This window comes from Achromobacter spanius (assembly GCF_039673305.1).
Classification (GTDB): Bacteria; Pseudomonadota; Gammaproteobacteria; order Burkholderiales; family Burkholderiaceae_B; genus Achromobacter; species Achromobacter spanius_F.
Map to the genome: position 1 here is coordinate 90874 of NZ_JBDJLJ010000006.1, position 19734 is coordinate 110607.

Annotated in this window: 19 protein-coding genes; 10 read left to right on the plus strand and 9 right to left on the minus strand. The window is 65.9% G+C overall.

Annotated features, from left to right (window positions below; genetic code table 11):
• The first annotated feature begins 57 nt into the window (after positions 1-57).
• The 4 genes from ABE485_RS08275 to glcF all read left to right on the plus strand — a co-directional run bounded on the left by ABE485_RS08275 (position 58) and on the right by glcF (position 5483).
• Complete coding sequence (locus ABE485_RS08275) at positions 58-1467, plus strand: FAD-binding oxidoreductase (protein ID WP_346514808.1); 1410 nt, start codon at positions 58-60, stop codon at positions 1465-1467.
• A gap of 155 nt (positions 1468-1622) precedes the next feature.
• Positions 1623-3122, plus strand: a complete 1500-nt coding sequence (locus tag ABE485_RS08280; protein ID WP_346514809.1) for an FAD-linked oxidase C-terminal domain-containing protein — start codon at positions 1623-1625, stop codon at positions 3120-3122.
• 12 nt (positions 3123-3134) lie between these two features.
• On the plus strand, positions 3135-4241 hold the full coding sequence (gene glcE / locus ABE485_RS08285; protein ID WP_346514810.1) for a glycolate oxidase subunit GlcE: 1107 nt from the start codon (positions 3135-3137) through the stop codon (positions 4239-4241).
• Positions 4242-4247: 6 nt separating this feature from the next.
• On the plus strand, positions 4248-5483 hold the full coding sequence (gene glcF, locus ABE485_RS08290; protein ID WP_346514811.1) for a glycolate oxidase subunit GlcF: 1236 nt from the start codon (positions 4248-4250) through the stop codon (positions 5481-5483).
• A 98-nt stretch (positions 5484-5581) separates the two neighbouring features.
• Here glcF and ABE485_RS08295 read toward each other — a convergent pair whose 3' ends face one another.
• The 5 genes from ABE485_RS08295 to ABE485_RS08315 all read right to left on the minus strand — a co-directional run bounded on the left by ABE485_RS08295 (position 5582) and on the right by ABE485_RS08315 (position 10581).
• Complete coding sequence (locus ABE485_RS08295) at positions 5582-7021, minus strand: NAD(P)(+) transhydrogenase (Re/Si-specific) subunit beta (RefSeq protein WP_346514812.1); 1440 nt, start codon at positions 7019-7021, stop codon at positions 5582-5584.
• Positions 7018-7335, minus strand: a complete 318-nt coding sequence (locus ABE485_RS08300; protein ID WP_006224972.1) for an NAD(P) transhydrogenase subunit alpha — start codon at positions 7333-7335, stop codon at positions 7018-7020. The genes ABE485_RS08295 and ABE485_RS08300 overlap by 4 nt, the downstream gene beginning before the upstream one ends.
• A gap of 2 nt (positions 7336-7337) precedes the next feature.
• The gene (locus tag ABE485_RS08305; protein ID WP_346514813.1) at positions 7338-8456 is read right to left on the minus strand and encodes a Re/Si-specific NAD(P)(+) transhydrogenase subunit alpha; all 1119 of its coding nucleotides are present in this window, start codon (positions 8454-8456) and stop codon (positions 7338-7340) included.
• A gap of 192 nt (positions 8457-8648) precedes the next feature.
• Positions 8649-9524 carry an N-formylglutamate amidohydrolase gene (locus ABE485_RS08310; protein ID WP_346514814.1) on the minus strand — a complete coding sequence of 292 codons (876 nt, stop codon included), beginning with the start codon at positions 9522-9524 and terminating at the stop codon, positions 8649-8651.
• Between the two features lie 67 nt (positions 9525-9591).
• Positions 9592-10581, minus strand: a complete 990-nt coding sequence (locus ABE485_RS08315; protein ID WP_346514815.1) for a Bug family tripartite tricarboxylate transporter substrate binding protein — start codon at positions 10579-10581, stop codon at positions 9592-9594.
• Positions 10582-10817: 236 nt separating this feature from the next.
• Between ABE485_RS08315 and gcvA the strand changes: the two genes are divergently transcribed.
• From gcvA to ABE485_RS08330, 3 genes are all read left to right on the plus strand, one after another.
• On the plus strand, positions 10818-11762 hold the full coding sequence (gene gcvA, locus ABE485_RS08320; RefSeq protein ID WP_346514816.1) for a transcriptional regulator GcvA: 945 nt from the start codon (positions 10818-10820) through the stop codon (positions 11760-11762).
• Positions 11759-12877, plus strand: coding sequence for a tRNA 2-thiouridine(34) synthase MnmA (mnmA, locus tag ABE485_RS08325; protein ID WP_346514817.1), 1119 nt, complete (start codon positions 11759-11761; stop codon positions 12875-12877). The genes gcvA and mnmA overlap by 4 nt, the downstream gene beginning before the upstream one ends.
• 83 nt (positions 12878-12960) lie before the next feature.
• The gene (locus tag ABE485_RS08330) at positions 12961-13779 is read left to right on the plus strand and encodes a sulfite exporter TauE/SafE family protein (protein ID WP_346514818.1); all 819 of its coding nucleotides are present in this window, start codon (positions 12961-12963) and stop codon (positions 13777-13779) included.
• 78 nt (positions 13780-13857) lie between these two features.
• On the opposite strand, the gene ABE485_RS08335 is transcribed toward ABE485_RS08330, so the two are convergent.
• The gene (locus tag ABE485_RS08335) at positions 13858-14469 is read right to left on the minus strand and encodes a glutathione S-transferase (protein ID WP_346514819.1); all 612 of its coding nucleotides are present in this window, start codon (positions 14467-14469) and stop codon (positions 13858-13860) included.
• Between the two features lie 161 nt (positions 14470-14630).
• Here ABE485_RS08335 and purB point away from each other — a divergent pair, with 161 nt between their 5' ends.
• Positions 14631-16007, plus strand: a complete 1377-nt coding sequence (gene purB, locus ABE485_RS08340) for an adenylosuccinate lyase (protein WP_346514820.1) — start codon at positions 14631-14633, stop codon at positions 16005-16007.
• 58 nt (positions 16008-16065) lie between these two features.
• Entirely contained in the window at positions 16066-16524 is a 459-nt protein-coding gene (locus tag ABE485_RS08345) for a c-type cytochrome (RefSeq protein ID WP_346514821.1), read from the plus strand.
• A 76-nt stretch (positions 16525-16600) separates the two neighbouring features.
• Here the strand turns inward: ABE485_RS08345 and ABE485_RS08350 are convergent, their stop codons facing one another.
• The 3 genes from ABE485_RS08350 to ABE485_RS08360 form a co-directional block, all read right to left on the minus strand.
• Positions 16601-17293 (minus strand): cytochrome b/b6 domain-containing protein, encoded by a 693-nt coding sequence (locus ABE485_RS08350; protein ID WP_346514822.1) that lies wholly within the window; start codon positions 17291-17293, stop codon positions 16601-16603.
• 87 nt (positions 17294-17380) lie between these two features.
• Entirely contained in the window at positions 17381-17662 is a 282-nt protein-coding gene (locus tag ABE485_RS08355; RefSeq protein ID WP_346514823.1) for a hypothetical protein, read from the minus strand.
• Positions 17663-18277: 615 nt separating this feature from the next.
• Positions 18278-18637, minus strand: a complete 360-nt coding sequence (locus tag ABE485_RS08360) for a hypothetical protein (protein ID WP_346514824.1) — start codon at positions 18635-18637, stop codon at positions 18278-18280.
• Positions 18638-18971: 334 nt separating this feature from the next.
• Between ABE485_RS08360 and ABE485_RS08365 the strand changes: the two genes are divergently transcribed.
• Positions 18972-19685, plus strand: coding sequence for a DUF3053 family protein (locus ABE485_RS08365; protein WP_346514825.1), 714 nt, complete (start codon positions 18972-18974; stop codon positions 19683-19685).
• The last annotated feature ends 49 nt before the right edge of the window (positions 19686-19734 follow it).

Sequence of the window (19734 nt, forward strand, 5' to 3'; positions counted from 1 at the left end):
GCAGCATGCATGGCGGCGTAGAATATTCGGATTATCGAACCCGAGAACACGCTGATCATGAACGCTCCCTTGCACGCCGAAACGTTGCGCCGCGCGGTGCCGGCCGCCTGTCTTGATGCCTTGCGCGGGCGCTTCGGCGATCGCCTGTCAGAGTCCGCCGCCGTGCGCGAACATCACGGCCGCGACGAATCGCCGTATCCGGCCATGCTGCCCGACGCCGTCGTCTTCGCGCAGTCGACCGAAGACGTCGCGTTCGTCGCCAAGGTGTGCAATGAGCACCGCGTTCCGCTGATTCCCTACGGCGCGGGTTCGTCGCTCGAAGGGCATATTCTTGCGATCCAGGGCGGCATCAGCCTGGACCTGTCGCAGATGAACAAGGTCCTGGCGATCAACGCCGAAGACCTGACCGCCACGGTGCAGGCGGGCGTGCTGCGCAAGCAGCTCAACGAAGAAATCCGCAGCACCGGCCTGTTCTTCCCGATCGATCCGGGCGCCGACGCCAGCCTGGGCGGCATGGCCGCCACGCGGGCCTCCGGCACCAACGCCGTGCGCTACGGCACGATGCGCGAAAACGTCATGTCGCTGACGGTGGTCACGGCTGACGGCCGCATCATCCGCACGGCGGGCCGCGCACGCAAATCGTCGGCTGGCTACGACCTGACGCGCATCTTCGTGGGCAGCGAAGGCACGCTCGGCATCATCACCGAAGTGACGGTGCGCCTGTATCCGCAGCCCGAGGCCGTATCGGCCGCGGTCTGCAATTTCCCGACGCTGGATGCGGCGGTCCAGAGCGTGATCGAAATCATCCAGATGGGCGTGCCCGTCGCGCGCGTTGAATTCATGGACGCGGCCAGCGTGCGCGCCGTCAACTTGCACAGCAAGCTGAGCCTGCGCGAAACGCCGCTGCTGGTGTTCGAATTCCATGGCAGCCCCGCAGGCGTGCAGGAACAGGCCGAAACCGTGCAGGCCATCACGGCCGAGCATGGCGGCATGGACTTCGAATGGGCCGAGCGCCCCGAAGACCGCAGCCGCCTCTGGACCGCGCGCCACAACGCCTATTTCGCGGGCCTGCAATTGCGTCCGGGCTGCCGCGCCAGCACCACCGACGTCTGCGTGCCGATCTCGCGCCTGGCCGACTGCGTGCGCGACACCGTCGAGGAACTGGACCGGGCAAGCTTCCCCTACACGATCGTGGGCCACGTAGGCGACGGCAACTTCCACGTGCTGATGCTGCTGGACGCCGACAGTGCCCAGGAATGGCAGGAATCGGAAGCCATCAACCACAACCTGGTGCGGCGGGCCATCGCGGCCGACGGCACCTGCACGGGCGAGCACGGCGTGGGCCTGCACAAGATGCAGTTCATGGCCGAAGAGCACGGCGAGGATGCGCTGGACCTGATGCGCAGCCTCAAGCACGCGTTCGATCCGAACAACATCCTGAACCCGGGCAAGATCGTCTCCTGGTAATCCGCCAGCGGCGGCTGCCTGCTGTTTTTCAACGACAGGCGGCTGCAGGGTTTACGGCTGGTTACTTCTGCGCGGCCCGCAAACCCTCGTAAAGTCGTTAGGTGCGGGTAAATCCCGGCCTGCTTATCGGGGGCGCACGCGCTATTGTTGCGCTCATGAATTCACTGGTCGAAACTGGCCTGGCCCAAGTGCAGGCGCCTTATTCGTTGCAGCAGCTCATCGAGGCGTTGTCGGCCGCGTTGCCCGCGCACTGTGTGCTGTATCGCGAGGAAGACACCCGTCCTTACGAGTGCGATGGCCTTTCCCTTTACCGCTCGCTACCCGCGGTCGTCGCCTTGCCCGAAACCGAAGAGCAGGTGCAGTCCGTCATGCGCATCTGCAAGCGGCTGAATGCGCCTGTCGTCGCGCGCGGCGCGGGCACGGGATTGTCGGGCGGCGCCATGCCGCACAGCCAGGGCGTCCTGCTGGGGCTGTCCAAGTTCAACCGCATCAAGAATATCGACCTGGCCAGCGCCACGGCCATCGTGGAACCGGGCGTGCGCAACCTGGCGATCTCCGAAGCCGTATCGCCTTACGGGCTGTACTACGCGCCGGATCCTTCCAGCCAGATCGCCTGCTCTATTGGCGGCAACGTGGCCGAGAACTCTGGCGGCGTGCATTGCCTGAAATACGGGCTGACGGTGCACAACGTGCTGCGCGTGCGCGTGGTCACCATAGACGGCGACGTGGTCGAACTGGGATCGGAAGCGCCCGATGCGCCCGGACTGGATCTGCTGTCGGTTTTCATCGGGTCCGAGGGCATGCTGGGCGTCGTCACGGAAGTGACGGTCAAGCTGATCCCCAAGCCGGCATGCGCGCAGGTCGTCATGGCCAGTTTTTCCAGCGTCGAAGCCGCGGGCAATGCCGTCACGCAGGTCATCGCCGCGGGCATGATCCCGGCGGGCCTTGAAATGATGGACCGCCGCGCCACGCACATGGTCGAACCCTTCGTCCGCGCGGGCTACGACATGGAGGCGCAGGCCATCCTGCTGTGCGAGTCGGACGGAACGCCCGAAGAAGTGGCGCACGAGATTGCGCGCATGGAGGCCGTGTTTCGCGAGGCCGGGGCCACGCGTTGCCAGGTCTCCACAACCGAGGCCGAACGCCTGAAATTCTGGGCGGGCCGCAAGAATGCGTTTCCCGCAGCGGGCCGGGTATCGCCCGATTACTACTGTATGGACGGCACGATTCCGCGCCGTCACCTGGCGCGCGTGCTGGGCGCCATCGAGCAAATGGAAGACGAGTTCGGCCTGCGGTGCGCCAACGTCTTTCATGCCGGCGACGGCAATCTGCATCCGCTGATCCTGTTCGATTCAAACAAGCCGGACGAGGTGGAGCGCGCCGAAAAATTCGGCGCCGCCATTCTTGAGCTGTGCGTGCAGGTGGGAGGAACCGTGACTGGAGAGCACGGTGTGGGAATGGAGAAGATAAATCAAATGTGCGTGCAATTCTCTCGCGAAGAACTCGACGCGTTCCTGGCGGTAAAGCGGGCCTTCGACCCGCCTTGCCTGCTCAATCCTGAAAAGGTCATCCCCACGCTGGCCCGCTGCGCCGAATACGGCAAGATGCATGTCCATGCGGGAGAGCTGCGCTTCCCCGATCTCGCCCGTTTCTAGGACGCATCCCTTATGGATTTTGTCCTGTCGGAATTGTGCGACCAGGTCATGACGGCGCGTGCCGGCCACAAACCCCTGTTTGTGATGGGCGGCGGCAGCAAAAGGTTCTATGGCAACTACCGGCCGGTGCGGCCGCAGGACGGCCACTGCCTGCTGGACATGACGCCTTATCGCGGCATCGTCAGCTACCACCCCTCGGAGCTGGTCGTGACGGTTCGCGCCGGCACGCCGCTGGCCGAACTCGAAGCCGCGCTCGCCGAAAATGGCCAGATGCTGGCCTTCGAGCCGCCGCATTTCGCCCAGTCGGCCACGGTCGGAGGCTGCGTGGCCGCGGGCCTGTCGGGGCCGCGCCGCATGAGCGCCGGCGCCCTGAAGGACTTCGTGCTTGGCGCGCAGTTGCTGGATTCGGACGGGCGCATCCTGTCGTTCGGCGGGGAAGTCATGAAGAACGTGGCGGGGTATGACGTGTCCCGCCTGCTGGCCGGTTCGCACGGCATCTTCGGCGCCATTCTCGAAGTCTCGCTCAAGGTCGTGCCGCGGCCGATGGAGGAACTCACGCTGTCCCTGCCATCCACGCAAGCGCAGGCGCTGGCCAATTTCGCCTTCTGGCGGGGCAAGCCCCTGCCGATCTCGGCCACCAGCTGGACCGGCGCCGACGATGCCGGCGAAGGCGTGACGCGGGTGCGGCTGTCGGGCGCTCCCCCCGCGCTGGAAAGCGCCCGGCGGGTGATCGGCGGCGACCCGTTGCTTCCCGATGCGGCCGAGGCGTGGTGGCAGTCTCTGCGCGAGCAGTCCCACGCGTTCTTCGCGCCCAACCAGCCCCTGTGGCGGCTGGCCTTGCCGCCCAAGACGGCGGCGCTTGGCCTGGGGCCGACGCTGCTCGAATGGGGAGGAGGGCAGCGCTGGCTGTCCGGGCCGCGCGATGCCACCGAATTGCGCGAGGTCGCCGCGCGCCTGGGCGGGCATGCGACGCTGTTCCGTACAGGTTTCGAGAAACCGCCCGCCGATGGCGTCTTCCATCCGCTGGCTCCGGGCGTGGGCGCGATCACGCGCCGTCTCAAGCAAGAACTCGATCCCGCCGGCCTGTTCAATCCCGGCCGCCTGGTCCTGGAGCTATAGCGCATCATGCAAACCAATCTGGCATCCTGGGCAAGCGGTACCGACCTGGGCAATGAAGCCGACGCCATCCTGCGCCGCTGCGTGCATTGCGGATTCTGCACGGCCACCTGTCCAACCTATCAGGTCCTGGGCGATGAACTGGACAGCCCCCGCGGGCGCATCTACCTGATCAAGCAGGTGCTCGAGGGCAAGGAGCCGACGCAGTCCACGCAGCAGCATCTGGATCGTTGCCTGACCTGCCGGAACTGCGAGACGACCTGCCCGTCTGGCGTGGAGTACGGGCACCTGGTGGACATCGGCCGCAAGATCGTGGACGAGCGCGTAACTCGACCCTGGGCGGAACGGGCCAAGCGCGCCGTGCTGCGCAAGGCGATGTTGTCGCCCATGTTCGCGCCGGCGATGCGGCTTGGGCAGACCGTGCGCGGGCTGCTGCCGGAAGCGCTTCGGCGCAAGGTTCCCGAGCGCCGCGACGCGGGCGTATTGCCGCAGGTCGCCGGGCATGCCCGGCAGGTGCTGATGCTGGCCGGCTGCGTGCAGCCGGCCATGATGCCCACCATCGACGCCGCCACGATCCGCGTGCTGGACGCCATCGGCATCGGTGCCCGCATCGCACCCGGGGCGGGCTGCTGCGGCGCGGTCAGCTTCCACCTGGATGCGCAGGACGAGGCCGTGTCGCAGATGCGGGCCAACGTCGACGCGTGGTGGCCCCTGGTGCAGGACGGCAAGGTCGAGGCCATCGTCATGAATGCCTCAGGCTGCGGCGCCATGGTCAAGGAATATGCCCACCACTTGCGGCACGACCCGGCCTACGCGCAAAAGGCCGCGGATATCGTCGCGCTGGTCAAGGATGTGGCCGAGATCGTCGCGCCGCATGTCGGACTGCTGCGCGAGCGGCTGCCCGCCGGCACGCGGGCAGCGTTTCATCCTCCGTGCACCCTGCAGCACTGGCAGGGATTGCGGCCCCTGTCGGAACAACTGCTGGTCGACCTGGGATTCGAACTGCAGCCCTTTGCGGACAAGCATCTGTGCTGCGGATCCGCGGGCGCGTATTCGGTGCTGAATCCGGACATCGCGCTGGAGCTTCGCGACCGCAAGCTGGGCGCCATCGCCGCGGGCAGTCCCGACGTGATCCTGTCGGCCAACATCGGCTGCATCGGTCATCTGCAAAGCGGCACCGAGACGCCGGTGCGGCACTGGGTTGAAGTGGTGGACGAGCAGTTGCGCAAGGCGCCGGCAGCCTAGCGGCGCGTCCCGCGCAAGCCCGCTTCAGGGGTTTTTCCAATGAAACCGCCCCCTGGACAGGGGGCGGAAAAAGCGTGCGTTGACGCGGGGGAGAGCGGCTATTCCACCGCCTTCACCATGTCTTCCAGCACCTTCTTGGCGTCGCCGAAGACCATCATCGTGCGGTCCATGTAGAACAGCTCGTTGTCGAGTCCCGCGTAGCCCGATGCCATGGAGCGCTTGTTCACGATCACCGTGCGCGCCTTGTAGGCTTCCAGAATGGGCATGCCGGCGATCGGGGATTTCGGGTCGTTCTTGGCGGCGGGGTTGACCACGTCGTTCGCGCCCAGCACCAGCACGACGTCGGTCTGGCCGAACTCGCTGTTGATGTCTTCCATTTCGAAGACCTGGTCGTAGGGCACTTCGGCTTCGGCCAGCAGCACGTTCATGTGGCCGGGCATGCGTCCTGCAACCGGGTGGATCGCGTACTTGACGGCCACACCACGTTCGGTCAGTTTTTCAGCCAGTTCCTTGAGCGCGTGCTGGGCGCGGGCCACGGCCAGGCCGTAGCCCGGAACGATGGTCACGCTTTCGGCGTTGGTCATGAGGAACGCGGCGTCGTCGGGGCTGCCCGACTTGACGCTGCGCTGCTGGCCGTCGCTGGCGGCCGCGCCGCCGCCGGCCTGTCCGCCGAAACCGCCCAGGATCACGTTGAAGAACGACCGGTTCATCGCCTTGCACATGATGTAGGACAGGATGGCGCCGGACGATCCCACCAGCGAGCCGGCGATGATGAGCATCGGGTTGTTCAGCGAAAAGCCGATGCCCGCCGCCGCCCACCCCGAATAGCTGTTCAGCATCGACACCACGACCGGCATGTCGGCGCCGCCGATCGGGATGATGATCAGCACGCCCAGGACAAAGGCGATGATCGTCATGATGACGAAGGGCGTCCATTCCTGCGTCAGCATGAACCAAAGGCCGCAGCCCAGCATCAGCAGCGCCAGCGCCAGGTTCAGCATGTGCTGGCCGGCGAAGACGACCGGCGCTCCCTGGAACAGCCGGAACTTGTATTTGCCGGACAGCTTGCCGAAGGCGATGACCGACCCCGAGAACGTGATGGCGCCCACGAAGGTGCCGATGAAGAGCTCGAAGCGGTTGCCGGTGGGGATGGGCATGCCGGCCGGGACGATGCCGAAGGCATGCGGTTCGGCCACGACGGCGACCGCGATGGCCACGGCCGCCAGGCCGATCATGCTGTGCATGAAGGCGACCAGCTCGGGCATCTTGGTCATTTCGACGCGCTTGGCCATCAGCGTGCCGACGGAGCCGCCCACCAGCAGTCCCAGCAGCACCCATCCCAGGCCGATCGTGGCCGTGCCGCTGCGCGCCAGCCCGACGATGAGCGCGGCGGTGGTGAGCACCGCGATGGCCATGCCGGCCATGCCGAAGGCGTTGCCCAGGCGCGAGGTGGTGGGGTGGGAGAGTCCCTTGAGCGCCTGGATGAAGCAGACCGAGGCGATCAGGTAAAGCAGGGTGACCAGGTTCAGCGAGATCATTTCGCTTCCTCCTTGCCCGGCTTGCGGTCCTTTTTCTTGAACATTTCAAGCATGCGCCGCGTCACCAGGAAGCCGCCGAACACATTGACCGCGGCCAGCGCGACGGCGAACACGCCCATGCCGCGCGCGAGTCCGCCTTCGGTCAGCGCCGCGGCCAGCATCGCGCCCACGATGATGATGGCGGAAATGGCGTTGGTCACCGCCATGAGCGGCGTGTGCAGCGCGGGGGTGACGTTCCACACGACGTGGTAGCCGACGTAGATGGCCAGCACGAAGATGATGAGGTTCATCAGGGTGGGGTTGATCGCTTCCATGGTCAGGTCCTCCGCGTCACGTTGCCGCCTTCGCACACCAGGCAGGCCGCCACGATTTCGTCGTCGCGCTGGATCGCCAGCGCGCCGTCCGCATTGATGATGAGCTTCAGGAAATCCAGGACATTGCGTGCGTACAGCGCCGACGCGTCGGTCGCGACGAGGCCGGGCAGGTTGGTCAGGCCGATGATCGTCACGTCGTGCTTTTCCACGATGAGGCCTTTCTCGGACAGCGGACAATTGCCGCCGCGCTCGACCGCGAGGTCCACCAGCACCGATCCGGGCTTCATGGCCGCGACGGTTTCCGCGGAAACCAGCGTGGGGGCGGGCCGGCCGGGGATCAGCGCCGTGGTGATGACGATGTCGGCCTGCTGGCAGCGCTCGGACACCAGGGCGGCCTGGCGCGCCATCCAGGCAGGCGGCATGGGCCGCGCGTAGCCGCCCTTGCCTTGCGCGATTTCGCGTTCTTCGTCGTTTTCGAAGGGCACGTCAATGAACTTGGCGCCCAGGGATTCCACCTGTTCGCGGGCGGCGGGCCGCACGTCGGACGCTTCGACCACCGCGCCCAGCCGCTTGGCGGTGGCGATGGCCTGCAGGCCGGCGACGCCGGTGCCCAGCACCACTACGCGCGCGGCCTTCAGGGTGCCGGCGGCGGTCATCATCATGGGGATCAGGCGGCCATAGTGATGGGCGGCGAGCAGCACCGCCTTGTACCCGGCCAGATTGGCCTGGGACGACAGGACGTCCAGGCTTTGCGCGCGGGTGATGCGGGGAGCCGCTTCCAGCGCGAAACCGACCAGCCCGGCGGCCGCCATCTGCGCCAGGCCCTCGGCGTCGAAGGGATCGAGCATGCCGATGACCACCGCGCCCGGCTTCATGTGGGGCAATTCGTCGGAGGAGGGCGCGCGAACCTTCATGATCAGTTCGGCGCCCAGCGCTTCCTGGGCGGAACCGAGCGTGGCGCCCGCGGCCTCATAGGCTGCGTCGAGATAGCGGGCGGCGCTGCCGGCTCCGCGTTCCACGACGACGGTGTGCTTGCCGCCCACATACTTCTTGACGGTCTCTGGTGTTGCTGCGACACGGGTTTCCCCGTCTCGGGTTTCTTTTGGTATCCCGATGTGCATCGACGCCTCTCCTCAGAAGGTTCGCCGTAGTTATACACGGAATGTGCGCTCTCACGCTGCCCTCGTTTCGTCCGCTTGTGCTCGGGCAAAAAAAACCCCATGGCGAACCATGGGGTCATGGGTTTTGCAACCCGCTTGCTCCGGCCAATCAGACCACGCCGACGGCCGGCACCAGCGTGCAGACGTCCGGCGTCAAGCCGTCTGCGCGCGAGTCCAGAGGATCAGCGCGGCGGTGAGGTCGCGCAGATCGGCCTTCAGGCGGCCATAATTTTCGCTGGGACGCAGTGTGACTTCGTCCATGTATAGCTTGCGGTTGATCTCGATCTGCAGGCTGTGGCGGCCCTCTTGGGGGCGGCCGAAGGCGCGCACCAGTTCCACGCCCTTGTAGGGGTCGTTCACGGTGACGTCATAGCCGCGCTCGCGCAGAAAGGCTGCGATGAATTCGCGGAAGGCCGGGTCGCTCGTGCTGCCGTCGCGGTCGCCCAGCACGAAGTCGGGGTGGACCAGGCCGGGACGATCGGTGGCGAAGGCGCCGGCGACGCTGGGCATGGAGTGGCAATTGATGTGCCAGACCTTGCCGAACTTGCGGTGGGCGTTGTCCAGCACCTGGCCCAGCGCGGCGTGATAGGGCTTCCAGCAGGCGTCGATGCGGTGGCGGACTTCCTCGACCGTCAGCTTGCGGTTGTACAGCGGCGTGCCGTCGTCCAGCATGCGCCAGATCAGGCCCTTGCCGAGCTTGACCTTGGGCGAGGCGTTGATGGCGTCGGGCCATGCCTGGTCCAGCAGCAGTTCGTCGATTTCGTCGGGCGCGCGGTTGGCGTCGATGTAGGCGCGCGGGAAGGCCGCGGCGATCATCGGCACGCCCATTTCGATGGCGTCGCCCCACAGGTCGTCAACCCAGGTGTCCTCGGCAGTGCGCAGCGCGCCAAAGTCCACCGCGGCCGCGAAATCGGGGGGGTAGGCGGTGCCGCTGTGCGGAGAGTCCAGCACGAGCGGGGCCGAGGTTTCCGAGTCCGGATACTGCTGCGGAAGGTCAAGCCGGTAAGACAGGGGTTGGGTAATTCGCATAGGGAGGTATTGCGTTCGTGAATCGGAGGTCCTCGCGCGCCATCGGTGCGCGAGGACCGAAGACCGCTTAGTCGATCTTCACGTTGGCTTCTTTGGCGATGCGCTTGTTCTTGGCGATTTCAGCCGAGATCTGCGCGCCGAATTCGGCCGGGGTGTTGGCAGCCGGCGAGGCGCCCAGGGCTTCCAGGCGCGTCTTGACGTCGGCTTCGGCGCTGACCTTCTGGACGGCGGCGTTCAGCTTGGCCAGCACGGGGGCGGGCAGCTTGGCCGGGGCCACCAGGCCGAACCAGGACGCGTCGTTCACGGCCGGCAGGCCGGCTTCGGCAAACGTGGGCACGTCGGGCAGCGAGGCGACGCGCTTGGGCGAGGCGACAGCCATGGCGATCAGGCGACCGGACTGGACGTGCGGCAGCGTGGAGGGCAGGTTGTCATACATGACGTCGACCTGGCCGGCCAGCGCGTCGTTCAGCGCCGGGCCCACGCCGCGGTACGGAACGTGCATCAGGTCGGTGCCCGAAGCCATCTTGAACAGTTCGCCCATCATGTGCGAGACGGAACCGTTGCCGGCCGACGCATACGTCAGCTTGCCCGGCTGGCTCTTGGCCAACTGGATGAATTCGGCGATGTTCTTGGCCTGGACCTTCGGGTTGATGGTCATGATGTTCGGCACGGCGGCCAGGTTCGAGACGGGCGTGAAGTCCTTCTCGCCATCGAACGGCAGGTTCGGGTAGATGGCCGGGTTGATGCCGTGCGTGCTGACGGTGGCGATGCCCAGGGTGTAGCCGTCCGGCGCGCTGCTGGCAACGAACGCGCTGCCGATCGAACCGCCGGCGCCGCCGCGGTTTTCCACCACGACGGTCTGGCCCAGTTCCTTGCCCAGCTTGTCGGCAAAGAGGCGGCCGACGATGTCGGTGGTGCCGCCGGGCGGGAAGGGAACGATCAGGCGGATGGGCTTGCTCGGATACGCGTCTTCAGCGTGCGCGATGCCCGAGGTCAGCGGCGTGGCCAGGGTCGCGGCGGCGACACACAGTCCCAGTACTACGTTACGGCGTTGCATGAATTCCCCTAATGAATTGGAAAGCGGATGCGCAAAGGCAGACGCAAACGCAATGATTCTTTCCTGGCGGGGCGGTTTGCGCAAACGAAAGATTCTCCGTAAGCTATGACTTTTTTTCATACCTCTTTTCCGGCCGGGCCGGTTGAACGTTACTTTTGTGTAACGATTGCCGGTGCGCCCGCGCCATTGCCACGCCCATTTGGGGCAGGGAGCCCCACGGAACGTGGGGGCTATAGATGAGGCGTTTCTGTCCCTCTTTAACAGATCTGCAGGCTTTCGAGGTCGCTGCGCGGCACAGCAGCTTCACCCGGGCCGCCCAGGAATTGTGCGTGACACAAGGGGCGGTCAGTAAACAGGTGAAACATTTGGAGGAGTTCGTCGGGGTCGAACTATTCCTGCGGATCAGGCAAGGCCTGGTCCTGACCGAAGCCGGCCGCAGCTACCTCACCAAGATCCAGGCCGGACTTGGCCAGATCGAGGCAGCCACCGTCGAATTGATCGCGCACCAGGGGCAGGGCGGCACGCTCAACCTGACCTGTATGCCGACCTTCGGCGCGCGCTGGCTCATTCCGCGCCTGACCGCCTTCATGCGCCTGCGCCCGGACATCCACGTGGAGTTCCTGCCGCACCGCCAGGGCTACGATTTTTCCACCCCCGAGCTGGACGCCGCGGTGCGCTTTGGCGAAGGGCTGTGGCCCGGCAGCGGCGCGGACTACATCGTGGGCCGCGAGATCCTGCCCGTCTGCAGCCCGCGCCTGATCCCGGGCGGCTGCGGCTCGCCCGAGGATCTGCTGGCGTATCCGCTGCTGCACCACACGTCCGCCCTGGACGGCTGGCGCGACTGGTTCGAGCAGGCCGGCTGCGATACCCGGCGCAGCCTGGAAGGCGCGCGCTTCGACCAGTATGCGCTGCTGTCGCAGGCCGCCGCGGCGGGATTCGGCGTGGCGCTGATCCCCCGTTGCCTGATCGAGGACGAACTGCGCGACGGCAAGCTGGCCGTCGCCATCCAGTTGCCGATCCGCGCCCGCATGGGCTATTACCTGTGCTATCCGGAGCAGAAGGCCAACCTCCCCACCCTGCAGGCCTTCAGGGCCTGGCTGATGGAGGTGTCGCGGGCGGCGGAGCCCCAGCCGCAGGAAGACGCCCCGTCCGATGTCCGATCTAAAATAGCTTCATCATGAGTCAAAAATCCACCAAGAAAGGCCGCGTTGTCGTCGGCATGTCCGGCGGGGTCGATTCTTCGGTCACCGCCTGGCTGCTCAAGCAGCAGGGCTATGAGGTCGTCGGCCTGTTCATGAAGAACTGGGAAGACGACGACGATTCCGAATACTGCTCCACCCGCCAGGATCTCCTGGATGCGGCCAGCGTGGCCGACCTGGTCGGCGTCGAGTTCGAATTCGTCAACTTTGCCGCCGAATACAAGGACCGGGTATTTGCGGAGTTCCTGCGCGAGTACTCCGCGGGCCGCACGCCCAACCCGGACGTCCTCTGCAATGCCGAGATCAAATTCAAGGCGTTCCTGGACCACGCCATGGCGCTGGGTGCGGAACATATCGCGACCGGCCACTACGCGCGCGTGCGCGAAATGCCGGCCGACGGCGGCGGCACCGAATTCCAGTTGCTCAAGGCCCTGGACGCGTCCAAGGACCAGAGCTATTTCCTGCATCGCCTGAACCAGGCGCAGCTGTCGCGGACCCTGTTCCCGCTGGGCGAAATCCACAAGACCGAGGTCCGGCGCATTGCGCACGAAATCGGCCTGCACAATGCCGCCAAGAAGGATTCCACGGGTATCTGCTTCATCGGGGAGCGGCCGTTCCGCGAATTCCTGAACCGTTACCTGCCGACCGAACCCGGACCCATCCTGACGCCCGAAGGCCAGCAGGTTGGCCGCCACGAAGGGCTGTCGTTCTATACCCTGGGCCAGCGCAAGGGGCTGGGCGTGGGCGGCGTGAAGGGCCGGCAGCGCGACGACGGCACCGCCGAGGCCTGGTATGTGGCGCGCAAGGACCTGGAGCGCAACGTGCTGTACGTGGTGCAGGGGCACGATCATCCCTGGCTGCTCTCGGGCAGCCTGCAGGCGCAGGACGCCAGCTGGGTCGCGGGCCGCCCGCCGGCCGCCGGCGGCTATGGCGCCAAGACGCGCTATCGCCAGGCCGACGCGGCGTGCCGCCTGGGCGGCGCGGCGGACGGCGCGTTCTCGCTGGATTTCACCGAACCACAATGGGCGGTGACGCCCGGCCAGTCGGCCGTGCTATACGATGGCGAGGTTTGCCTGGGCGGCGGCATCATCCTTTAGTCGATGCCGCGCAGTCTCAATCAAGGCCCCCCGGTGCAATATCCGAGGGGCTTTGTTCATGAAAACAAAGAGAGGAGAGGGTTGTGGATGTGACGATGGTGATTTGCCTGCTTGTGCTGGGCGCCGTGGTGGGATTTGCCGCGGGCCTGCTTGGCATCGGCGGCGGGATGCTGCTGGTGCCTTTCCTGACGATGTTGTTCGGCTGGCAGGGCATGCCGCCAGAACTGGTGGTGCATGCGGCGATCGCCACCTCCATGACTTCCATCCTGTTCACATCGATCTCCAGCGTCCGGGCGCATCAGCAGCGCGGCACGATTAAATGGGGCATCGTGGCTGCGATGGCGCCGGGCATCATCATCGGTGGGCTGGTGTCGGGCGGGGCGGTCTTCGCCGCGCTCAGCACCGTGTGGCTGTCGCTGTTCTTCGCCCTGTTCGTGGGCTACTCCGGATGGAGCATGCTGCGCAACAAGAAGCCCAAGCCCACGCGCCAGATGCCCGGCATCGTGGGAACGAGCGCGGCGGGCGCCGGCATCGGCTTCCTGTCCGGGCTGGTCGGCGCGGGCGGGGGCTTTTTGTCCGTGCCCTTCATGGTCTGGTGCAACGTGGCGCTGCATAACGCGGTCTCCACGTCGGCGGCGCTGGGCTTTCCCATCGCGCTGGCCAACAGCGTGGGCTACGTGGTGTCGGGGCTGAATGAAGGCGCGTCGCGTCCCGGCATGCTGGGCTTCATCTACTGGCCGGCCCTGATCGCCCTGGTGTGCACGAGCGTCCTCACGGCGCCGCTGGGCGCGCGCATGGCCCATCGTCTGCCCGTGCAGACCTTGAAGCGGGTGTTCGCCTGCTTGCTGTTCGCCCTGGCGGCGTACATGCTGTTCAAGGCCTGGCAGACCTTTACGGCTTGAGTGGGTAGTGGGGGAAAGCCGGCCGCGGAAGGCGGCCGGCGCAGGCGCCCGGGATGGCCGGGCGCCTTTCCAGGACCGTCAGGCGGTCTTGGGCACGGTGTCGATGAACGATTGCCGCTGGGACAGCTTTTCGTACAGGCGGGCCAGGTTGGGCTGGCCTGCGCGCCAGTCCAGCGTGGCGAAACGCAGGTCCAGGTAGCCCAGCGCGCAGCCGACCGCGATGTCGGCCAGGCTGTAGTTGATGCCCATGCAGTGGGCGTTGTCGCCCAGGCTCTTGTTCATGGCATCCAGGCTGGCGTGGATCTTGCCGTACTGGCGTTCGATCCATTCGGGGCTGCGCTGGGCCTCGGGGCGCTGGTTTTCCTTGACGATGGTCACGCAGGCGTCCAGCAGGCCATCGGCGATGGCTTCCCAGCATTTGACGGCCGCGCGGTCGCGTCCCGGCTGAGGAATCAGGCGGGCGACGGGAGACAGGGTGTCCAGGTACTCGACGATGACGCGCGAATCGAACAGGGCGCCGCCATCTTCCATGACCAGGCAGGGCACCTTGCCCAGCGGATTGTACGTTTGGATCTGCGTGTCGGCGGACCAGACGTTTTCGAGTTCAAGCCGGTAGTCCAGCTTTTTCTCGGCCATGACGATACGCACCTTGCGCACGTAGGGACTGGTAAGCGAGCCGATCAGTTTCATGGAGTCACAAGCGGAGTCGGAAAGCGGCCGAAGTATAGCAGGCCGCATGACGGTCTAATCGTCCGTAGGCCGGAATCTTCGTCAGTTTGCCACAATGTTGCGCGGCCTCGGATGATAAAATCGTCGGGTTTTCCCATCCGTAGCTTTTTCTCTCCCAGACCATGCAAATCGCCGATCAGTTGAGCCAACTTAATGCCCTTTCGCCATTGGATGGCCGGTACGCTTCCCGGGGCGACGCGCTGCGCGGTCTGCTTTCCGAAGCCGGCTTCATGGCCCACCGCGTCGAAGTCGAGGTGGCCTGGCTGGTCGCCCTGTCGGACGCCGGCCTGCCTGAGCTGCCCGCGTTCTCCGAGGGCGCGCGCGCCCGGCTGGCGCAGCTGGTGGCGAATTTCTCCGAGGCGGACGCCGGCCGAATCAAGGATATCGAACGCGTCACGAACCACGACGTGAAGGCCGTCGAATACTGGCTGAAGGAAAAGGTCGCGGACGACGCCGAACTGGCCCGCGCCGCCGAATTCATCCACTTCGCCTGCACCTCCGAAGACATCAACAACACCTCGCACGCGCTGATGCTGTCGCGCGCCCGCGACCAGGTCGTGGTTCCCCGCCTGCGCGAAGTCGCCGCCAAGCTCAACGAGATGGCCGTCGCCCAGGCCGACCAGCCCCTGCTGTCGCGCACCCATGGCCAGCCCGCCAGCCCCACCACGCTGGGCAAGGAATTCGCCAACGTGGCCGCGCGCCTGTACCGCGCCATCGCCGCCGTCGAGGCCGTCGAGCCGCTGGCCAAGCTCAATGGCGCCACCGGCAACTACAACGCCCACCTGTCCGCCTATCCCGAAATCGACTGGCCCGCTTTCAGCCAGCGCGTGCTGGCTGGGCTGGGCCTCACCCAGAACCGCCACACCATCCAGATCGAACCGCACGACTGGATGTCGGCGCTGTTTGACGCGATCACGCGCGCGAACATCATCGTGCTGGACCTGGACCGCGACATCTGGGGCTATGTGGCGCTGGGCTACTTCAAGCAGCGCCTGAGGGAAGGCGAGGTCGGCTCGTCGACCATGCCCCACAAGGTCAACCCGATCGACTTCGAAAACTCTGAAGGCAACCTGGGCCTGGCCAATGCCGTGCTGCGCCACCTGGCCGACAAGCTGCCCGTCTCCCGCTGGCAGCGCGACCTGACCGACTCCACCGTGCTGCGCAACCTGGGCGTCGGCCTGGGCTACTGCCTGGTGGCCTGGGATGCCTGCATGCGCGGCCTGGGCAAGCTCGAAGTGAACGTGGCCGCCATCGACGCCGACATCGACGCCTGCTGGGAAGTGCTGGCCGAACCCGTGCAGACCGTCATGCGCCGCTATGGCCTGCCGCAGCCGTACGAACAACTCAAGGCCTTGACCCGCGGCAAGGGCATCACCGAGGAAGCTCTGCGAGAATTCATCCAGGGCCTGGCGCTGCCTGAAGAGCCGAAGGCCCGCCTGTTGGCGATGACTCCGCGCTCCTACATCGGGCTGGCTGCCCAGCTGGCCCGGGCGGTATAGTCGCCATGCCGCGCGCGCCGGGCGCGCGGCATTCACGTTGTACCTACGGGAGATAGCAATGAAGAAGTTGTCCACGCTCGCCGCGCTGGCCTGTATGACGGTGGGTCCGCTGCTGGCGACGTCCGCCTCCGCGCAATTCGCCAAGCCCGAGGACGCGGTCAAGTACCGCCAGTCGGCGTTGGCGCTGATCGGCTCGCATTTCGGGCGCATGGCGCCCGTGGTCAAGGGCCAGGCGCCCTATGACGCCGCGCAGATCAAGGCCAACGTCGAAGTCCTGAAGACGCTGTCGGCATTGCCCTGGGCGGGTTTCGGTCCGGGTACGGAAGGCGGCGACGCCCGTCCGGAAATCTGGAGCGACGCCGCTGGCTTCAAGCAGAAGCAGCAGGCGTTCCAGGACAACATCGTCAAGCTGTCGGCCGCCGCCGATGCCGGCGATCTGGACAAGCTGCGTGCGGCTTTTGGCGATGTGGGCGCAAGCTGCAAGGCTTGCCACGACGCCTACCGCAAAAAGAAGTAAACACCGAAGCCGTCCGCGGACGGCTTTTCGCACCAAGCAAAACGCCCCTTCGACGGGGCGTTTTGTTTGGGTGGTTTCAGGAAAAGGACATATCCGCCATGACTTCCAGGGACCGTATCCACAGCACCAGGCCGGTCACGCAGGCGCCCAGCAGCAGCGCGCGCAGCCAGACCGCAATCCCGTCCTGAGCCGGAGGGGTGCCGGCCGGCACGTCCTTGGCGTCGACGTTGCCGGTGATGATGGCGCGCACCAGGCGCTTGCGGCGCACCAGGGTGTACCAGGCCACGGCAAGCAGATGCAGGGCGACCAGGCCGATGATGACCCATTCATTGAGCTTGTGCCACGACGTCATGGCGCTGGCGGTGGCTTCGCCGACATGCCCGAACAGCGGGCCTTGCGTCATGATGTCGTCGGTGGTGAACAGGCCGCTGACCGCCTGGAAGCCGACCACCAGCAGCAATGCCATGACCGACAGCGCGCCCAGCGGATTGTGGCCGGCGGGAGCGGCCGCCCCCTTCAGGTACCTGGCGACGGCCGCGGGGCCGCGCACGAAGTGCGTGAAGCGCGCGTAGCGCGGGCCGACGAAGCCCCAGAGCAGGCGAAAAAGAATCAGGCCCAAGGCCGTGCAGCCGAACGCCACATGCCAGTCCATGTACAGTCCGCCCAGCTTCACGCTGACGAACGCGCCGACAATACAGACGACGAGCGCCCAGTGGAAGATGCGGGTGGGAAGGTCCCAGATGCGGACCGCGAGACGATTGTTCTGCATGTTGATATCGCCAGGGCAGGGATTGCCGGGACTTTATCACGCACAAAGAAATCCGCCGCGCAAGAAGCGCGGCGGATTTGAGCTGGCTCAGCGAGCGGCGCGGCGCACCGGTTCGATGCGATGCACGTGTTCGTGCCGGAAGCGGATGCGCTGGCCGGGGACTTTCTGCGCAGGCGCGCCGCAGGGCACGACTTCGGTGGTGTAGGTGGTCGTGCCGTTGATCGGCGCGTTGAAAATCACCGTTGCGCGGATCTCCGGGCCATTGGCCGGCTTGAGGTAAACGATGTCGCCGATGTGAATCGGCATGTCGTCAAGCTGCGTATGAGCCGGGCGTCGGATCAGGTCCGAGGTAGTGAAACGAGTGTTCATGGTGTGTTCTCTTAAGTTCTAGTTATTGGAAAAGCTGCGTCCGGTCATGTTGTGCGACGCCGCGGCTCAGGGCCAGGGCATCCGTTCTGTCAGCCTGGTCCAGCCAGACTGAATTGGACAGGCACTTCATGACACTAACGCATTGCAGCCGCCATCCCTTTGCGCATTCTCATGTGTTGGTGCGCAAGGGCGGCGCGATGCCGACATTCAGTCCGGGCAGGCATCGGTTCAGGCTGTGCAAGACGGGTGCGCAAGACGGATTCCTGCGCGTGCGCCAATGCGGCCTTAAGGGGTGGCTCAGAGTGGGTTGACTCTGGGCGCTTGCGGCGGTTTGGCCGCAATGGACGTCGCTGCCCTGAAAAAAGGCAGTACATCGTTGGGTTTCTGGCTGCTTCAGGCCGATTCGGACTGGCGAAAAGGAGAAGGCGTCGTGTTCCCCGATCCGGTCCCCGGTTTGCGTTTTTCGCGTTGTATGTCGCAAATGCCAGGGAGGGTTGCCGGTGGGGCTGCAGTGATCAGGGCGGTATGGCCTGGATCTCAACTGCTAATAGTATAGTTTTTTAGTCGGCTTTGCAAGCGTTTTTTTGGGGCGGCGTTCCGGCCGCCCGTATGGGCTCAGTGCGTGGCGGGGCGGGCCTGGCGCTGGGCTTCAATGATCAGCCCTTCCAGGCGAGGCGACATCCGCAACGCGACCTGGGCGCTGCTTTGGCCGCCGGGCTGGGGAATGGTCTCCAGCGCGAGCTCGATGTGTTCATTGTCGAAGGCTTCCGGCGCCGCCTGGACTTCGACATAGCGTTCGAGCAGCGCGTTCACGGCCTTTTGCGCGTCGGCCAGCGCGGCATCGGACAACTGGTCCTTGCCCAGATACTGGTTGACCACGCGCGCCAGGTCATCCATGAAGAACAGCAATGCGGCCGCGCCGCGGCAATCGGGAAGGGTGAAGCCCCAAGGAGTGGGGGAAGCGTTCTGAGTCATATCGTGGGCCAGGGCAATGTTTCGAGGCGGCCGGCAGCAGCCGAAACCGGGATTTTAGGGGAAGAGCGGACCGTGCCACGGCGCGCACGCGGGTGGGCCGAGCCCGCAAGCCCCCATCCGGGGCATACTTCGGGTCGGGCCGCGCAGGTCGGGCCGCGCAGGTCGGGCCGCATGGATCGCGCCGTGGCGCCGCCCCTGTGTCAACTCGCTTCGATGGCAACAAAATCCGCCCTGCGGGAATTGCGCGGCAGCCCTACCGGATAATTTGCCCGACGGGCCCAACCCGCAAGGGCGGGCGCCGCAAACTGAAAATCTGCGTGCAAGGAGGATGTGCATGGTCTGGTTTCGCGCGTGCGCGGCGGGGTTGGCGATGGTCTCGATGCTGTTGCTGACGGCCTGCGTCAACAAAGAGCCGCAGGAGCGCGCCGCATTCACGCAGCTGCTGCAGGCCCGCATGAGCAGCGCTGCGCTGGTGCCCATCGGCAAGCTCAGCAAACCGGAAAAAGAGGCGGTGGGCGATTACGCCGACGCCTACGAGGTGATCACCGATTTCCAGGAGTCGCTCGCGCAGGCGGCCTTGCCGCTACGCGAGGTGCTGTCCGTGGAGACGATCCGCTCGGTGGGCGAGATCGTCGAGCGCAAGGCCGGATTCGAATCCGCCCGCAAGACGCTGGCCGATAGCGCGGCAAAGGTCCAGGAAGCCCGTGCCAAGGCGGACAAGGCCCGCGCCTCCCTGGCCCTGCCTCCCGACTTGGCGCCAGTGTATGACGGCGTCTACGACGAGGCGGTCACTGCCCCGGCCGCGGAACTGATGGAAGCCGCGTCAAGAATGGACTCGGTCGCGCGCGATGCCCTGGGCGTGGCGGACTTTGTCGCAGCGCATGCCGCGGACGTCCAGTTCGTCGATGGGCAGACGCGCGTGGCGACGCCGACGCTGCAGCAGGAATTGAATCTGCGGCTGCAGGGGCTGAATGCGCAATCCGAGGGCCTGGAGCAGGCCCGGGCGACCCTGCAGCAGGCCGCGGGCGGCGGCATGCAGGCGCCGTAGCCGCGCGGGCCTTGCCCCAGGCGCCGAGCGGCGCGCGGCGGCGCTTTGT

Excerpts from the sequence above, each read along its gene's own strand:
- ABE485_RS08295 (WP_346514812.1), bottom strand. The coding sequence starts at position 7,021 with ATGATCTCGCTGAACCTGGTCACCCTGCTTTACCTGATCGCCTCGGTC.
- gcvA (WP_346514816.1), top strand. The coding sequence starts at position 10,818 with ATGAGGCGTTTCTGTCCCTCTTTAACAGATCTGCAGGCTTTCGAGGTC.
- ABE485_RS08345 (WP_346514821.1), top strand. The coding sequence starts at position 16,066 with ATGAAGAAGTTGTCCACGCTCGCCGCGCTGGCCTGTATGACGGTGGGT.
- glcF (WP_346514811.1), top strand. The coding sequence starts at position 4,248 with ATGCAAACCAATCTGGCATCCTGGGCAAGCGGTACCGACCTGGGCAAT.
- ABE485_RS08360 (WP_346514824.1), bottom strand. The coding sequence starts at position 18,637 with ATGACTCAGAACGCTTCCCCCACTCCTTGGGGCTTCACCCTTCCCGAT.
- ABE485_RS08280 (WP_346514809.1), top strand. The coding sequence starts at position 1,623 with ATGAATTCACTGGTCGAAACTGGCCTGGCCCAAGTGCAGGCGCCTTAT.
- ABE485_RS08300 (WP_006224972.1), bottom strand. The coding sequence starts at position 7,335 with ATGGAAGCGATCAACCCCACCCTGATGAACCTCATCATCTTCGTGCTG.
- ABE485_RS08365 (WP_346514825.1), top strand. The coding sequence starts at position 18,972 with ATGGTCTGGTTTCGCGCGTGCGCGGCGGGGTTGGCGATGGTCTCGATG.
- ABE485_RS08310 (WP_346514814.1), bottom strand. The coding sequence starts at position 9,524 with ATGCGAATTACCCAACCCCTGTCTTACCGGCTTGACCTTCCGCAGCAG.
- ABE485_RS08350 (WP_346514822.1), bottom strand. The coding sequence starts at position 17,293 with ATGCAGAACAATCGTCTCGCGGTCCGCATCTGGGACCTTCCCACCCGC.
- glcE (WP_346514810.1), top strand. The coding sequence starts at position 3,135 with ATGGATTTTGTCCTGTCGGAATTGTGCGACCAGGTCATGACGGCGCGT.
- ABE485_RS08305 (WP_346514813.1), bottom strand. The coding sequence starts at position 8,456 with ATGCACATCGGGATACCAAAAGAAACCCGAGACGGGGAAACCCGTGTC.
- mnmA (WP_346514817.1), top strand. The coding sequence starts at position 11,759 with ATGAGTCAAAAATCCACCAAGAAAGGCCGCGTTGTCGTCGGCATGTCC.
- ABE485_RS08335 (WP_346514819.1), bottom strand. The coding sequence starts at position 14,469 with ATGAAACTGATCGGCTCGCTTACCAGTCCCTACGTGCGCAAGGTGCGT.
- ABE485_RS08275 (WP_346514808.1), top strand. The coding sequence starts at position 58 with ATGAACGCTCCCTTGCACGCCGAAACGTTGCGCCGCGCGGTGCCGGCC.
- ABE485_RS08315 (WP_346514815.1), bottom strand. The coding sequence starts at position 10,581 with ATGCAACGCCGTAACGTAGTACTGGGACTGTGTGTCGCCGCCGCGACC.
- purB (WP_346514820.1), top strand. The coding sequence starts at position 14,631 with ATGCAAATCGCCGATCAGTTGAGCCAACTTAATGCCCTTTCGCCATTG.
- ABE485_RS08355 (WP_346514823.1), bottom strand. The coding sequence starts at position 17,662 with ATGAACACTCGTTTCACTACCTCGGACCTGATCCGACGCCCGGCTCAT.